The sequence below is a fragment of the Streptomyces griseus subsp. griseus genome, from assembly GCF_003610995.1.
In the GTDB taxonomy this organism is placed as follows: Bacteria; Actinomycetota; Actinomycetes; order Streptomycetales; family Streptomycetaceae; genus Streptomyces.
The window spans coordinates 6,443,890-6,459,413 of sequence record NZ_CP032543.1 but is presented as its reverse complement, the minus strand read 5'-3'; the positions used below and the strand labels follow the sequence as shown (position 1 = coordinate 6,459,413).

The window sequence follows — 15,524 nt, the reverse complement described above, 5'->3', positions numbered from 1 at the left end:
GACCGTACGGGTCAACTCCGCGCGGAATCGGCCCCGGACCCGTGGATCTCGGGGACCATGCGGCGGGGACCGGCCGACCGCCGGCGTGTCCCCTCCGCCTCGGGAGGCCCCATGACGAAACGTGCAGGAATTCTGGTCGCCGCCGGTGCGACGGTCGCCGGTCTGCTGGCCGGCGCTCCGGCCCCGGCCGCAGCGTCCTCCGGGACGGGCACACCGCCCGCCCCGGAGCTGGCGTGGACCGACTGTCCGACGGAGAACCATCCGACGCTCCAGTGCGCCAAGGTCGACGCCCCGCTGGACCACGCCGACCCCGCGGGCCGCCGGGTCACCCTCGCCCTGTCCCGCATCCCGCACACCGCGAAGACCTTCCAGGGCCCGCTGCTGGTCAACCCGGGCGGGCCGGGCGGCAGCGGTCTGTCGATGGCCGGGTTCGTGGCCTCGGCGCTGCCGAAGAAGGTGGCGTCGCAGTACGACGTGATCGGGTTCGACCCCCGCGGGGTCGGGAAGAGCACCCCGAAGCTGAACTGTCTGCCCGGCCACTCCGACCCGGTGCGCCCGGACTCGGTGCCCGCCTCCTACCGGGACGAGCGGATCAACCGCGACCGGGCCGCCGCCTTCGCGCGCGCCTGCGGCGAGAAGCACGGCGATGTGCTGCCCTACATGGACACCGTCAGCGCCGCGAAGGACCTCGATGTGATCCGCCGGGCGCTGGGCTCGGAGCAGATCAACTACTTCGGTTACTCTTACGGCACCTACCTGGGCGCGGTCTACGCGAAGCTGCACCCGGAGCGGGTGCGGCGGCTGGTCCTGGACTCGGTGGTCGGGCCGGACGACGTCTGGTACGAGGGCAACCTCAACCAGGACTACGCCTTCGACGACCGCCACAAGGCGTTCGCGGCCTGGGTGGCGAAGCACGACGCGGTGTACGGGCTCGGCACCGATCCGGCCGGGGTCGAGGCCGCCTGGTACCGGATGCGGGCGGCCGTCGCGGCAGAGCCCGCGGGCGGCAGGGTCGGGGCGAGCGAGCTGGAGGACACGTTCCTGCCCGGCGGGTACTACAACGGCTACTGGCCCTACCTCGCCGAGGCGTTCGCCGCGTACGTGAACGGCCAGGACACCGAGGCGCTGGTGACGGCGTACGAGAACTTCGGTGCCACCGGCCCGGGCGGCGGGAACAGCTACTCCGTCTACACCGCCGTCCAGTGCCGCGACGCCGGCTGGCCCCGGCACTGGAGCGACTGGCGCAACGACACGCGCCGCATCCACGACAAGGCGCCCTTCATGGCCTGGAACAACACCTGGTACAACGCGCCGTGCGCGAGCTGGCCGGTGGCTCCGCTCGCCCCGGTCCAGGTCACCAACCACCGCCTCCCGGCGACCCTGATCCTCCAGGCCACCGACGACGCGGCGACCCCGTACGCGGGCGCGGTCTCCATGCACCGCAAGCTGAAGGGCTCCAGCTTCGTGGTGGAGGAGGGCGGCGGCAACCACGGCATCACGCTCAGCGGCAACGCCTGCCTGGACAAGCACCTGACGGCCTATCTGACCGACGGGACCGTCCCGCGCGGCCGGGGCGAGGGTGAGGCGGACGCGGTCTGCGCGGCGCTCCCGGAGCCGAAGCCGCTGCCGGCCGCGAAGGCGGCGGCCCAGTCGGTGGACAACAGCGCGGGCAGCCGCCTGCACGGGCTGCTGGGGCCGCGCCACTGACCGCACGCCGCCCCCTTACCGCAGCCTCCCCAGCGCCTTCTCGGCCGCCGTCCCCAGGCGCGGGTGCGGAAGGGCCGCGGTGAGGACGGAGCGGGCCCGCCGGTCGCCGAGCTGACCGAGGCCCTCCACACAGGCGAGCGCCACCCTCCAGTGCGGCTCCCCCGGGGCCAGCAGGCGGTGGAGGGTGGCGACCAGGGCGGGCACCGCTTCCGGGGTCCGCAGGATGGTGAGCAGGCGCACCGGGTGCACGGCGTACGCGGTGCGCAGCGCGTTGGTGGCGAGCGCGGCGGCGGCCCTGGACGTGCGGGGGTCGTTCAGCTCGGCCAGGGCGTGGCAGGCGGAGACACAGCGCTCGGGGTCGCGGTGGTTGAGCAGGAGCACCAGCGCCTCGAAGGCCCGCCGGTCGCCCGCGCAGCCGAGCCGGAACGCGGCGATCTCACGGGCCCACAGCGGGCGCCCGGGCTCCACCAGGACCCGGGCCAGCACCTCGTTGTCGTCGGTCGCCACGAGCAGGTCGTACGCGGCGGAGCCGGCCGCCTCGTCCCGTAACCGGTCCAGGAGCGAACGGAGTTCCTCATCCATGACGCTCAGCGTATCGATGAACACGCTGCGTGGGGGACGGGGCCGGAGGAGCCGATGTGGTCCAGCACACAGAGACCCAGGGGTGGCGCGCTCGTTACTCGCCGGTTAATCTCATCTGAGCGGGAACACACTCCCCGCGACTCCGGTGGCCTGGTGACGCAGCCACCCAGAGTGCTTGTCGGTTCGGCAGTTCCCGTGCGACGCGACTCCGGGACAGAGTCCGTCACCCTTCCGGCCGGGCGTGCTTCCAGCGCCCCGCCACCGCGCTTCACGACACGCATCCGCGCATGCACCCGCGCCGCTCCCTCATCGCCGCGCGCCGCCTGCTCTCCACAGTCGTCACTCACCCTGGAGTCCCGTGATGGACACCCCGCTCTCCACCATTGCCGTCGTCGGCCTCGGCACCATGGGCACCGGCATCGCCGAGGTCCTGGCTCTCGCGGGCCGCGAGGTCATCGGTATCGACATCGACGAGGCGGCCGCCCGGCAGGCCGTCGCCTCCCTCGAAGCCTCCACCGCCCGGGCCGTCGGGCGCGGGCGGATCACCGAGCGGGAGCGGGCCGGCGCACTGGCCCGGTTCCGTACCTCCGACGCCCTCGCGGCCGCCGCCGAGGCCGAGCTGGTCATCGAGGTCGTGCCGGAGACGTACGAGATCAAGCAGCAGGTGTTCCGGGAGCTGGACGCCGTCGTCTCCCCCACCGCGATCCTCGCCACCGGCACGAACGCCCTGTCGGTGACCCGGCTCGCCGCCGAGTCGCAGCGGCCCGAGCGCGTGCTCGGCCTGCACTTCTTCAACCCGGCGCCCGCGATGAAGCTGGTCGAGGTGGTCTCCTCGGTGCTCACCGCGCCGCCCGCCGTCGAGGCCGTCACCAGGCTGGCCCGGGAGCTGGGCAAGGAGCCCGTCGCGGTCGGCGACCGGCCCGGGTTCGTCGCGGACGGGCTGCTCTTCGGCTATCTGAACCAGGCCGCCGCGATGTACGAGGCGAACTACGCGTCCCGCGAGGACATCGACGCGGCGATGAAGCTGGGCTGCGGGCTGCCGATGGGCCCGCTCGCCCTGCTGGACCTGATCGGCATCGACACCGCCCGGACCGTCCTGGAGGCCATGTACTCCGCCTCCCACGACCGCCTCCACGCCCCCGCCCCCGTCCTCGGCCAGCTCAGCGAGGCGGGGCTGACCGGGCGCAAGGCGGGACGCGGCTTCTACACGTACGACGCCCCGGGCGGCCAGAGTGTCGTGCCGGACGCCCTGACCCCTTCCGCCGAGGCGGCGGCCGGTGACGGGCACTCCGTCGCCTCCGTCGGCGTCGCCGGCTCCGGAACCATGGCCTCCGGGATCGCCGAGGTCTTCGCCAAGGCCGGGTACACCGTGGTCCTGGCGGCGCGCGGCCAGGAGAAGGCGGATCTCGCCAAGGCCCGGATCGCCACGTCACTGGAGCGTTCGGTCGGCAAGGGGCGGCTCACCGCCGAGGCGCGGGACGAGACGCTCGGCCGGATCACGGCCGCCGGGTCGCTGGACGCGTTCGCGGAGGTCGACCTCGCCGTCGAGGCGGTCGCCGAGGACCTGGAGATCAAGCAGCAGCTCTTCGCCACCCTGGACAAGGTCTGCCGCCCGGGCGCGGTCCTCGCCACCACCACCTCCTCCCTTCCCGTCATCGCCGTCGCCCGGGCCACCGCCCGGCCCGAGGACGTCATCGGGATGCACTTCTTCAACCCGGCGCCCGCGATGAAGCTGGTCGAGGTCGTCCGTACGGTCCTGACCGCCGACGATGTCCACGCCACGGTCCGCGCGGTCTGCGCGAAGATCCGCAAGCACCCGGTGGACTGCGGGGACCGGGCCGGGTTCATCGTGAACGCGCTGCTGTTCCCGTACCTCAACAACGCGATCAAGATGGTCGAGGAGCACTACGCCTCGCTGGACGACATCGACGCGGCCATGAAGCTGGGCGGCGGCTACCCGATGGGCCCGTTCGAACTGCTGGACGTCGTGGGGCTGGACGTCTCCCTCGCGATCGAGAAGGTGCTCCACAAGGAGTTCCGTGACCCGGGGCTCGCCCCGGCGCCGCTGCTGGAGCACCTGGTGGCCGCGGGCTGCCTCGGCCGCAAGACGGGCCGTGGCTTCCGCGAATATGCCCGTCGCTGATCCGGGAGCCGGGTGGGGCGGGCTGCTGGGACCCTCCGGCGGCCCGCCCCCGAAGGCGCGCTCCCCTGCACCGATGCGTTACGTTCATGCCATGTCCCAGCCCGCCAAGTCACCCCGTGCCACCGCCGCGCCCGACGCCCCGGAGACCGCCGCGGGAACGCGCGCCGCGGCCCAACGGCTCAAGATGCGCCGCGAGCTGGCCGCAGCCGCGATGGAGCTCTTCGCCACGAAGGGGTACGAGGCGACGACCGTCGACGAGATCGCGGGCGCCGCGGGCGTGGCCCGGCGGACCTTCTTCCGCCACTTCCGCTCCAAGGAAGAGGCCATCTTCCCGGACCACGACGACACCCTCGTCAGGGCCGAGGCCGTCCTGAACGCCGCCCCCGCGCACGAGCACCCCCTCGACACGGTCTGCCGCGGCATCAAGGAAGTCATGAAGATGTACGCGGCCAAGCCCGCCGTCTCCGTGGCCCGCTACAAACTGACCCGCGAGGTACCGACCCTCCGGGAGGCCGAGATCGCGTCGGTGGCCCGCTACGAGCGGCTGTTCACCCGCTATCTGCTGGGCCACTTCGACGAGCGCGACCACCACGTGGGCAACGACGACCCCCTGCTGGCGGAGGTGGCCGCGTCCGCCGTGGTCACCGCGCACAACCACGTGCTGCGCCGCTGGCTGCGGGCGGGTGGCCAGGGCGATGTGGAGGCCCAGCTGGACCGGGCGTTCGCCATCGTGCGGGACACCTTCGGCACCGGCATCGGGGCCGGCCGGACCGCCCAGGCCGAGCCCGCCAGGGCCCCGGCGGCGACGGTGGCGGCCGAGGGCGAGGTGCTCGTCGCCGTGGCGCGTACGGACGCCCCGCTGGACGAGGTCATGCGGACGATCCAGCAGGCGCTCAAGGAGCGCTGAGCCCGGGGGCCGGCTCCTCGGCGGGGACGGCCCACGGCGGCGGTGCGCCGCCCTCGCTCCAGGCGGCCAGCTCCTCGGGGCCGTAGCAGAGGATGGCGCACTGCTCGGCGTAGTCGAGCGCGGGTTCGGTGAAGCCGCCGGTGCTCACGACGAGCGCGATGTCCGCCTCGTGGACCGCGTAGCAGGTGCCGCCGAAGCGCTGGAGGTCCTGGGACCCGGCCCGGTTACCGGGCCCGTACCGCTTGCACTGGACGACCAGGCGGCGGCCGTCCGGGGTGGTGGCCAGCACATCGGCGCCCAGGTCTCCGGCGCCGCCCACCACCTCGGCGTCCGCGCAGCCGTCGCGCCGGCAGAGTTCGGCCACGGCCTCCTCGAAGGCGTACGGGTCCAGCTGCGCGTAGTCGACCGGGTGGGCGGGTTCGGGGAGAGCCTGCGCGCGGGCGGCCTCGGCGGCGTCCAGCTCCGCGATTCCGGCGTCGACGATTCCGTACGCGGTCTCCGTGACGGTCCGGGCGATCCGCCGGGCCCTGCGGCGGCGCAGCACCTGGAGGGCAACCGGGATGAGCAGGGCGATCACCAGCCCGGTGACGACCGGATGGCGGCCGGCGCTCTGCCAGGCGGCCCGCAGCGCCATGCCGCCGCTCGCGAGGATGAGCGCGACCAGGGCGAAGCCGAAGGTGGTGCGGCGGATGTCGAAGGGACCCCGGCGCTTGCCCATGCTCCCTCTGCGGACCGGTATCGCCATCGGTGTCCCACCCCTGTCCTACGATTACTTCAAGATCACTTGGTTCCGCACGTCTGCCCCGCGCCGGTCCTTCGACGCGCGCGGGCCGAAAACGGCTGGTTCACCGGTTGCCGCTGTGCTGAGGTGCGCGGATGCGATCAAGTGACAACGCCATCGAGACTCGTGACCTGTTCGACCGCCAGATGCGGGAGCACGCCCGTCCGGACGGGCCCGGCGTACGCGTGGAGCGCGTCGGGCCCGTCGTACGCCAGGTGGGCGGCCCCGACGACTGGAACGGCGTGGTGTGGTCCGACCCGGAGCTGGACGCGGCGGGGGCGGACGCGGCGATCGCCGACCAGATCGCGCACTGCACGGCGCTCGGCCTGCCGGATTTCGAGTGGAAGCTGTACGCCCATGACTCCCCCGCCGACCTGGGCGACCGGCTGCGGGCCGGCGGATTCGTGCCGGAGGAGCCGGAGACGCTGCTCGTGGCGCCCGCGGAGCTGATGGCCGGGCCGGTCGAACTGCCCGAGGGGGTGACCCTGCGGCCGGTGACCGACGCGGCGGGGGCGGAGCTGATGGCCAGGGCCCACGAGCGGGCGTTCGGGACGGACGGGACCCGGCTGCTCCACCAGGTGGTGCGGCGGCTGGAGGAGGCTCCTGAGGACTTCGTGGCGGTGATGGCGGTGGACACCGGCGGGGAGCCGGTCTGCTCCGGGCGGATGGAGCTGTACCCGGGTACGGGCTTCGCCGGGCTCTGGGGCGGCGGGACGGTGGCTGCCTGGCGCGGGAAGGGCGTCTACCGGGCGCTGGTGGCCTACCGGGCCCGGATCGCCGCCGAGCGCGGCTACCGCCACCTCCAGGTCGACGCGACCGACATGTCCGCGCCGATCCTGGGCCGGATCGGCTTCACGGAGCTGGGGACGACGACGCCGTATGTGTACCGACCGGTGCGGTAACCGCATGCCAGCAGGACAGAACGTCTCGTAACGCCCATCGTGTTGCTCATGCGTGCCTACGAGATGACAAGTGAGAGAAATTGTTGGCACTGGGTGCCTTGTCAGGTGTCACGGAGTGCCATACGTTGAAGGTGTCCGGGCGGCCGGCGTGCTGGGATCTCACGTACGCCGGCTGTCCCCGCAACCACCGCGCTGCGCGCCCGGACGCCTGCGTCACAGGCACCCTTCTGCTCCACCGAGCAAAGCCGAAGCCCCACCCGCCGAACCGACGGCAACACCTCCACACCGCACCGCCCCCTGCCAGCAGGGCCCCTCAAGCGTTCCCTCGACGCCGCATCACCGGAGGCAACACCGTGAAGGAAATCCTGGACGCGATCCAATCGCAGGACAGCACCGCCGCGGACTTCGCGGCCCTGTCCCTCCCCGAGTCCTACCGCGCGATCACCGTGCACAAGGACGAGGCGGAGATGTTCGCGGGCCTCGACTCCCGTGACAAGGACCCCCGCAAGTCGCTCCACCTGGACGAGGTCCCGGTCCCCGAACTCGGCCCCGGCGAGGCCCTCGTCGCCGTGATGGCCAGCTCGGTGAATTACAACTCCGTCTGGACCTCCATCTTCGAGCCGGTGTCCACCTTCGGCTTCCTGGAGCGGTACGGGCGGCTCAGCGAGCTCACCAAGCGCCACGACCTGCCCTACCACGTCATCGGCTCCGACCTGGCGGGCGTCGTCCTGCGCACCGGCCCCGGCGTGAACGCCTGGAACCCGGGCGACGAGGTCGTCGCGCACTGCCTCTCCGTGGAGCTGGAGTCCTCCGACGGCCACAACGACACGATGCTCGACCCCGAGCAGCGCATCTGGGGCTTCGAGACCAACTTCGGCGGCCTGGCGGAGATCGCGCTCGTCAAGTCCAACCAGCTGATGCCGAAGCCCAAGCACCTCAGCTGGGAGGAGGCCGCCTCTCCCGGCCTGGTCAACTCCACCGCGTACCGCCAGCTCGTCTCGCGCAACGGCGCCGGCATGAAGCAGGGGGACAACGTGCTGATCTGGGGCGCCAGCGGCGGACTCGGCTCGTACGCCACCCAGTTCGCGCTGGCCGGCGGCGCCAACCCGGTCTGTGTCGTCTCCTCCCCGGAGAAGGCCGACATCTGCCGGGCGATGGGCGCGGAGGCGGTCATCGACCGCAACGCGGAAGGCTACAAGTTCTGGAAGGACGAGCGCACCCAGGACCCGAAGGAGTGGAAGCGCTTCGGCAAGCGCATCCGCGAGTTCACCGGCGGCGAGGACATCGACATCGTCTTCGAGCACCCGGGCCGCGAGACCTTCGGCGCCTCGGTCTACGTCACCCGCAAGGGCGGCACCATCACCACCTGCGCCTCCACCTCGGGTTACATGCACGAGTACGACAACCGCTACCTGTGGATGTCGCTCAAGCGGATCATCGGCTCCCACTTCGCCAACTACCGCGAGGCCTGGGAGGCCAACCGCCTCATCGCCAAGGGCAAGATCCACCCGACGCTCTCCAAGACGTACACCCTGGAGGAGACCGGCCAGGCCGCCCACGACGTCCACCGCAACGCCCACCAGGGCAAAGTCGGCGTCCTGGCACTGGCCCCCCGCGAGGGTCTGGGCGTGCGCGACCAGGACATGCGCGAGCAGCACATCGACGCCATCAACCGCTTCCGCAACGTCTGAGGTTCTCCCATGACCGAACGTCAGAAGGACCGGCCCTGGCTCATGCGGACGTACGCCGGTCACTCGACCGCCGAGGCGTCCAACGAGCTGTACCGCCGCAACCTCGCCAAGGGCCAGACCGGTCTCTCGGTCGCCTTCGATCTGCCGACGCAGACCGGATACGACCCGGACCACATTCTCGCCCGCGGCGAGGTGGGCCGCGTCGGTGTTCCCGTCTCGCACCTCGGAGACATGCGCCGGCTGTTCCAGGACATCCCCCTGGAGCAGATGAACACCTCGATGACGATCAACGCGACCGCCATGTGGCTGCTGGCGCTCTACCAGGTGGTCGCGGAGGAGCAGGGGGCCGACCCCACCAGGCTCCAGGGGACCACGCAGAACGACATCGTGAAGGAGTACCTCTCGCGCGGGACGCACGTCTTCCCGCCGGTGCCCTCGCTGCGGCTGACCACCGACATGATCACGTACACGGTCAACCGCATCCCCAGGTGGAACCCGATCAACATCTGCAGCTACCACCTCCAGGAGGCGGGGGCCACCCCGGTCCAGGAGATCGCGTACGCCATGTCGACCGCCATCGCGGTCCTCGACGCGGTCCGCGACTCGGGACAGGTGGAGCAGGGGAAGTTCGGCGATGTGGTCGCCCGGATCTCGTTCTTCGTGAACGCCGGCGTCCGCTTCATCGAGGAGATGTGCAAGATGCGCGCCTTCGGCCGCATCTGGGACCGCGTCACCCGGGAGCGGTACGGCATCACCGACCCCAAGCAGCGGCGCTTCCGCTACGGCGTCCAGGTCAACTCCCTCGGCCTGACCGAGGCGCAGCCGGAGAACAACGTCCAGCGCATCGTCCTGGAGATGCTGGCCGTCACCCTCTCCAAGGACGCCCGCGCCCGTGCCGTACAGCTCCCGGCCTGGAACGAGGCGCTGGGCCTGCCCCGCCCCTGGGACCAGCAGTGGTCCCTGCGGATCCAGCAGGTGCTGGCGCACGAGAGCGATCTGCTGGAGTACGAGGACATCTTCGCCGGTTCGCATGTCATCGAGGCCAAGGTCGACTCGCTGGTCGAGGAGTCGCTGGCGGAGATGGACCGGATCCAGCAGATGGGCGGCGCGATGGCGGCCGTCGAGTCCGGATACCTCAAGTCGGAGCTGGTCTCCTCGCACGCGGCGCGGCGGGCGAGGATCGAGGGTGGCGAGGAGAAGATCGTCGGCGTCAACATCTACGAGACGACCGAGCCCAACCCGCTCACCTCCGACCTCGACGGCGCGATCATGACCGTCGACCCCGAGAACGAGGCCCGGGTCGTCGCCGCCCTCCACGAGTGGCGGGACAACCGCGACGAGGCCCGGGCGACCGAGGCGCTGGCCGCGCTGAAGAAGGCCGCCGCGGGCACCGAGAACATGATGGAAGCCACCGTCGAGTGCGCCCGCGCGGGCGTCACCACCGGCGAGTGGTCCTGGGCGCTGCGGGACGTCTTCGGCGAGTTCCGCGCGCCCACCGGGGTCTCCTCGGCCCCGGTCGCGGTCACCGCCGAGCCGGGCAGCACGCTCTCACTGGTCCGCGAGAAGGTCACCCGCACCGCCGCCGACCTGGGCGTGGGACGGCTGCGCCTGCTGGTCGGCAAGCCGGGCCTGGACGGGCACTCCAACGGGGCCGAGCAGATCGCCGTACGGGCGCGGGACGCCGGGTTCGAGGTGGTCTACCAGGGGATCCGGCTGACCCCGGAGCAGATCACCGACGCGGCGCTCGCCGAGGACGTGCACTGCGTGGGGCTCTCCATCCTCTCCGGCTCGCACGCGGAGCTGGTCCCCGATGTGCTGCACCGGCTACGCGAGGCCGGGGCGCCGGACATCCCGGTGATCGCGGGCGGCATCATCCCGCCGGGCGACGCCGCCGCGCTCATCGGAGCCGGTGTGGCCGCCGTCTTCACCCCGAAGGACTTCGGCATCACGGAGATCATCGGCCGTATCGTCGACGAGATCCGGAAAGCGAACAAGCTCGACCCTCTGGAGGTCTCCGCATGACCACGCCCGCCCACCCGTCGCCCACCACCGCCCCGGCAGAGAGCGGCTCCGCCGCGCGTTCACCGGTCAACCGCCTGCGCCCGCGGCGTTCGTGTCTGGCCGTGCCGGGCTCCAACCCGCGCTTCCTGGAGAAGGCCCAGGGCCTCCCGGCCGACCAGGTCTTCCTGGACCTGGAGGACGCCTGCGCGCCGCTGGCCAAGGAGGGCGCCCGTCACACCATCGTGGACGCGCTGAACAACGGTGACTGGAGCGGCAAGACCCGGGTCGTGCGGGTCAACGACTGGACGACGCACTGGACGTACCGGGACGTCATCACGGTCGTCGAGGGCTCGGGGCCCAACCTCGACTGCATCATGCTGCCGAAGGTCCAGGACGCCCAGCAGGTCGTGGCGCTGGACCTGCTGCTGACCCAGATCGAGAAGACGATGGGCTTCGAGGTCGGGAGGATCGGCATCGAGGCGCAGATCGAGAACGCCAAGGGCCTGGTGAACATCGACGACATCGCCGCCGCCTCGCCCCGGCTGGAGACGCTGATCTTCGGCCCGGCCGACTTCATGGCGTCGATCAACATGAAGACCCTGGTCGTCGGCCAGCAGCCGCCCGGTTACCCGGCGGACGCGTACCACTACATCCTGATGCGCATCCTGATGGCGGCCCGCACCCACGATCTCCAGGCGGTGGACGGCCCGTTCCTCCAGATCCGTGACGTGGACGCCTACCGCGAGGTGGCCGGCCGGGCCGCCGCCCTCGGCTTCGACGGCAAGTGGGTGCTGCACCCCGGCCAGGTCGACGCGGCCAACGAGGTGTTCTCGCCCTCGCAGGAGGACTACGACCACGCCGAGCTGATCCTCGACGCCTACGACTGGTGCACCTCCGAGGAGGGCGGCAAGAAGGGCTCGGCGATGCTCGGCGACGAGATGATCGACGAGGCCAGCCGCAAGATGGCCCTGGTCATCGCGGGCAAGGGCCGGGCCGCCGGAATGCGGCGCACCTCCAAGTTCGAAGCCCCGGAGGCCTGATCATGCAGTTCGGACGCACATTTGAGGAGTTCGAGGTCGGTGCCGTATACAAGCACTGGCCCGGAAAGACGGTCACGGAATACGACGACCACCTCTTCTGTCTGCTGACCATGAATCACCACCCGCTCCACATGGACAGCAACTACGCCGAGAGTACGACCGACTTCGGGAGGAACGTCGTCGTCGGCAACTACATCTACTCGCTGCTCCTCGGCATGTCGGTGCCGGACGTCTCCGGGAAGGCCATCGCCAACCTGGAGGTCGAATCGCTGAAGCACATCGCGCCGACCTTCCACGGCGACACGATCTACGGCGAGACGACCGTGCTGGACAAGACCCCGTCGAGGTCCAAGAACGACCGCGGGATCGTCTACGTGGAGACCAGGGGCTACAAGCAGGACGGCACCGTGGTCTGCGTGTTCCGCCGCAAGGTGATGGTCCCCACCGAGACGTACGTCAAGGAGCGGGGCGGCGAGCAGCCCGGCCGCCCCACGCCTGCCAACTAGGCGCGTCGTCCCACCAAAAACCGCGTGAAGCCACAGGAGAAGCAGCCATGACGCGACTCGCCCAGACAGCCGGCCTGAACGACATCCAGCGGGAAATCCTCTCCACGGTCCGGGATTTCGTCGACAAGGAGATCATTCCGGTCGCGACCCAGCTGGAGCACCGCGACGAGTACCCCACGGAAATCGTGGAGGGGCTCAAGGAACTCGGCCTGTTCGGGCTGATGATCCCCGAGGAGTACGGGGGTCTGGGTGAGTCGCTGCTCACCTATGCGCTCTGTGTGGAGGAGATCGCGCGCGGCTGGATGAGCGTGTCCGGGATCATCAACACGCATTTCATCGTGGCCTACATGCTCAAGCAGCACGGCACCCAGGAGCAGAAGGACACGTTCCTGCCGCGCATGGCGCTCGGTGAGGTGCGGGGCGCCTTCTCGATGTCGGAGCCGGCGCTCGGCTCGGACGTCTCGGCGATCACGTCGAAGGGCGTCAGGGACGGCGACGAGTACGTCCTCAACGGCCAGAAGATGTGGCTGACGAACGGCGGAACCTCGACTCTGGTGGCTGTTCTCTGCCGAAGTGACGAAGGCCACTCCAGCGAAGAAACAGCCACCGCGCCCCACAAGTCGATGACGACCTTCCTGATCGAGAAGGAAGCCGGCTTCGGAGAGGTCCGGCCCGGCCTGACCATCCCCGGGAAGATCGACAAGATGGGGTACAAGGGCGTCGACACGACCGAGCTCATCATGGACGACCTGCGCATTCCGGCCAATCGAGTCCTCGGGGGCACGACCGGCCGAGGGTTTTACCAAATGATGGACGGTGTCGAGGTCGGCCGGGTAAATGTCGCCGCGCGTGGTTGCGGCGTCGCACAACGTGCATTCGAGCTGGGCGTTTCATACGCCCAGCAGCGCCACACCTTCGGCAAACCGATCGCCCAGCACCAGGCGATCCAGTTCAAATTGGCCGAAATGGCCACCAAGGTCGAGGCCGCCCATGCGATGATGGTGAACGCGGCACGCAAAAAGGACTCCGGGGAACGGAACGACCTGGAGGCAGGGATGGCGAAGTACCTCGCCTCCGAGTACTGCAAGGAAGTCGTCGAGGACGCCTTCCGTATCCACGGCGGCTACGGCTTCTCCAAGGAGTACGAGATCGAGCGCCTCTACCGCGAGGCCCCGATGCTGCTGATCGGTGAAGGTACCGCCGAGATCCAGAAAATGATCATTGGCCGGCGCCTCCTGGAGGAGTACCGATTCCAGGGCTGATTGTCCCTTTCGAGGTGATTTGGTGGCGAAGAACATCACACCGGGTCACCCCCGGCGGGGACCGTACGACAGTCCGACTCGGCTGCTGGCTTGCCCAGTTGCGCCCGGCAACCGATAGCATCTTCGGAAAGCCGCCGTCCCCCGTTGCCAGCGCGGCATCATCCGCTACGAAGGTCATTCATGCCCGACAGCCCTACCTCCGCAAACCGCGGCGGGGTCCGCATCGCACGCGGAGCATCGCCGTGGCTCCTTCCGACCGTCGCCACCGCGGCCCTCAGCCTCGCCCGCGCCCGCAAGTCCGGGCGCTGGGCGGCAGTGGCCGTGCCCACCACCGCGCTCGCGGCGGGCATGCTGTGGTTCTTCCGTGACCCCGAGCGCGAGATCGCCGAGGGCCGGGTCATCTCCCCGGCCGACGGTGTGGTGCAGAGCATCATGCCGTGGAAGGACGGGCGTACCCGGGTCGCGATCTTCATGAGCCCGCTCAACGTCCACGTCAACCGCGCGCCGCTGGCGGGCACCGTGACGTCGGTCGAGCACATCCCGGGCGGCTTCGTTCCGGCGTTCAACAAGGAGAGCGAGAACAACGAGCGCGTTGTCTGGCACTTCGACACCGAGCTCGGCGACATCGAGATGGTGCAGATCGCGGGAGCGGTCGCCCGTCGGATCGTGCCGTACCTCCCGCAGGGCACGAAGGTGGAGCAGGGCGAGCGCATCGGCCTGATCCGCTTCGGCTCGCGCGTGGACATCTACCTTCCGGAAGGTATCGATGTCGCGGTCGAGGTCGGCCAGGCCACTACCGCGGGGGTGACTCGAATTGACCGTAGTTGATCCCGATACCCAGGCCGACTGGGTTCCCGAGGCCGACGAGGCGAGCGACACGGACGCGGAGGACATGCCGCTGTCGATGCGGCTGTCGATAGCGGACACGCTCACCCTCGGTAACGCCACGTGCGGATTCATGGCGGTGTACTTCACCACCACCGGAATCCTCATCCCGCACCTCACGGGCAGCGAGGAGACGGGGATGGCCCGCCACTCGGCGGCCACCGCCGTGATCCTCATGCTGATGGCGGCGATCTTCGACCTCTTCGACGGGCTCGTGGCACGCAAGCTGCGCTCCTCGCCGATGGGGGCCGAGCTGGACAACCTCTCCGACCTCATCAGCTTCGGGCTCGCCCCGGCCTACTTCGTGCTCGTGTACGGGATGGTCGCGGACGACGCCCATCAGCGGGTGTCGGCACTGGCGGCGATCGTCGTGCTGCTGGCGGTGGTGCTCAGGCTGGCGAGATTCTCCTGTGTGACCTTGAAGGACGGCATGTTCCAGGGCATGCCGAGCCCCTTCGGAGCGCTGACGGTCGTCTCGATCGTGCTCCTGGAGCTGCCCTTCGTCCCGACGCTGCTCGCGATCATCGGAGTGGCGTGGCTGATGGTGAGCCGGGTCGAGTACCCGAAGCCGCGGGGCATCCTCGCGGTGGCGATGCTCAGCTGGATCGTCGGTGCGATGGGGCTGCTCGCGGCGTGGGCGTTCGACGCGCCGGGCGGTCAGCTGCTGCTCCAGACCGGCTGTGCGCTCCAGGTCGTCCTCGGTGCGGTGATCCCGCTCTTCGCCACGGCGCGACGGGTGAACACGTTCCGTGACAACCGGCGCGAGGCGCGGGCGGCGCAGCACCCGTAGCGGCAGGGACAGAGAACGGGGCGAAGGCCCGGATGCTCCCCGGCATCCGGGCCTTCGTGCGTTCCGGGGCACTCGCGTCAGGCGGTGTCGCGGGGTTCCAGGCTCCGGATCAGCTCGGCGCGCAGGGGGCCGGAGCGGGCGAGGAAGTCGCCGTGGCCGGGTGCGGGGCGCCGGCTTCGGCGAGGCCGCGTTGGGCGCGGGCGTCCTCGGTGCCGCGGCCCCGGCGGGCCTCGGCTGCGGTGGTGGAGCCGCAGACGCAGTCCCACCAGGAGCCGGGTGGCACCCGGCGGCGGGAGCCCGCCGTGGACGGTGACGAAGGCGGGCTTG

General features: G+C 70.4%; 13 protein-coding genes. 11 read left to right on the top strand and 2 right to left on the bottom strand.

The window, feature by feature from the left end; genetic code table 11:
• Positions 1 to 111: 111 nt before the first annotated feature.
• Positions 112 to 1,707 carry an alpha/beta hydrolase gene (locus tag D6270_RS29000; RefSeq protein WP_109162738.1) on the top strand — a complete coding sequence of 532 codons (1,596 nt, stop codon included), beginning with the start codon at positions 112 to 114 and terminating at the stop codon, positions 1,705 to 1,707.
• Positions 1,708 to 1,722: 15 nt separating this feature from the next.
• Here D6270_RS29000 and D6270_RS28995 read toward each other — a convergent pair whose 3' ends face one another.
• Positions 1,723 to 2,289 (bottom strand): adenylosuccinate lyase, encoded by a 567-nt coding sequence (locus tag D6270_RS28995; protein ID WP_376204320.1) that lies wholly within the window; start codon positions 2,287 to 2,289, stop codon positions 1,723 to 1,725.
• A 361-nt stretch (positions 2,290 to 2,650) separates the two neighbouring features.
• Between D6270_RS28995 and D6270_RS28990 the strand changes: the two genes are divergently transcribed.
• Entirely contained in the window at positions 2,651 to 4,432 is a 1,782-nt protein-coding gene (locus D6270_RS28990; RefSeq protein WP_109162740.1) for a 3-hydroxyacyl-CoA dehydrogenase family protein, read from the top strand.
• Between the two features lie 91 nt (positions 4,433 to 4,523).
• The gene (locus D6270_RS28985; protein ID WP_109162741.1) at positions 4,524 to 5,339 is read left to right on the top strand and encodes a TetR family transcriptional regulator; all 816 of its coding nucleotides are present in this window, start codon (positions 4,524 to 4,526) and stop codon (positions 5,337 to 5,339) included.
• Here D6270_RS28985 and D6270_RS28980 read toward each other — a convergent pair.
• A complete protein-coding gene (locus D6270_RS28980) occupies positions 5,326 to 6,084 on the bottom strand; it encodes a restriction endonuclease (protein WP_109162742.1) in 759 nt (252 codons plus the stop codon). The genes D6270_RS28985 and D6270_RS28980 overlap by 14 nt on opposite strands.
• A 131-nt stretch (positions 6,085 to 6,215) precedes the next feature.
• Here D6270_RS28980 and D6270_RS28975 point away from each other — a divergent pair, with 131 nt between their 5' ends.
• The 8 genes from D6270_RS28975 (at position 6,216) to pssA (ending at position 15,197) form a co-directional block, all read left to right on the top strand.
• Entirely contained in the window at positions 6,216 to 7,022 is an 807-nt protein-coding gene (locus tag D6270_RS28975; RefSeq protein WP_109162743.1) for a GNAT family N-acetyltransferase, read from the top strand.
• A 353-nt stretch (positions 7,023 to 7,375) separates the two neighbouring features.
• Positions 7,376 to 8,713, top strand: a complete 1,338-nt coding sequence (gene ccrA / locus D6270_RS28970) for a crotonyl-CoA carboxylase/reductase (protein WP_109162744.1) — start codon at positions 7,376 to 7,378, stop codon at positions 8,711 to 8,713.
• Between the two features lie 9 nt (positions 8,714 to 8,722).
• The gene (locus tag D6270_RS28965; RefSeq protein ID WP_109162745.1) at positions 8,723 to 10,735 is read left to right on the top strand and encodes a protein meaA; all 2,013 of its coding nucleotides are present in this window, start codon (positions 8,723 to 8,725) and stop codon (positions 10,733 to 10,735) included.
• A complete protein-coding gene (locus D6270_RS28960; protein WP_225976980.1) occupies positions 10,732 to 11,754 on the top strand; it encodes an HpcH/HpaI aldolase/citrate lyase family protein in 1,023 nt (340 codons plus the stop codon). Before D6270_RS28965 ends, D6270_RS28960 begins: the two co-directional genes overlap by 4 nt.
• A gap of 2 nt (positions 11,755 to 11,756) precedes the next feature.
• Entirely contained in the window at positions 11,757 to 12,260 is a 504-nt protein-coding gene (locus D6270_RS28955) for a MaoC family dehydratase (RefSeq protein ID WP_109162746.1), read from the top strand.
• Positions 12,261 to 12,307: 47 nt separating this feature from the next.
• On the top strand, positions 12,308 to 13,522 hold the full coding sequence (locus D6270_RS28950; RefSeq protein WP_109162747.1) for an acyl-CoA dehydrogenase family protein: 1,215 nt from the start codon (positions 12,308 to 12,310) through the stop codon (positions 13,520 to 13,522).
• Between the two features lie 180 nt (positions 13,523 to 13,702).
• Positions 13,703 to 14,350: a phosphatidylserine decarboxylase gene (locus D6270_RS28945; protein ID WP_093693814.1), complete on the top strand. Its 648-nt coding sequence runs from the start codon at positions 13,703 to 13,705 to the stop codon at positions 14,348 to 14,350.
• The gene (pssA, locus tag D6270_RS28940; RefSeq protein WP_109162748.1) at positions 14,337 to 15,197 is read left to right on the top strand and encodes a CDP-diacylglycerol--serine O-phosphatidyltransferase; all 861 of its coding nucleotides are present in this window, start codon (positions 14,337 to 14,339) and stop codon (positions 15,195 to 15,197) included. Before D6270_RS28945 ends, pssA begins: the two co-directional genes overlap by 14 nt.
• Positions 15,198 to 15,524: the final 327 nt, after the last annotated feature.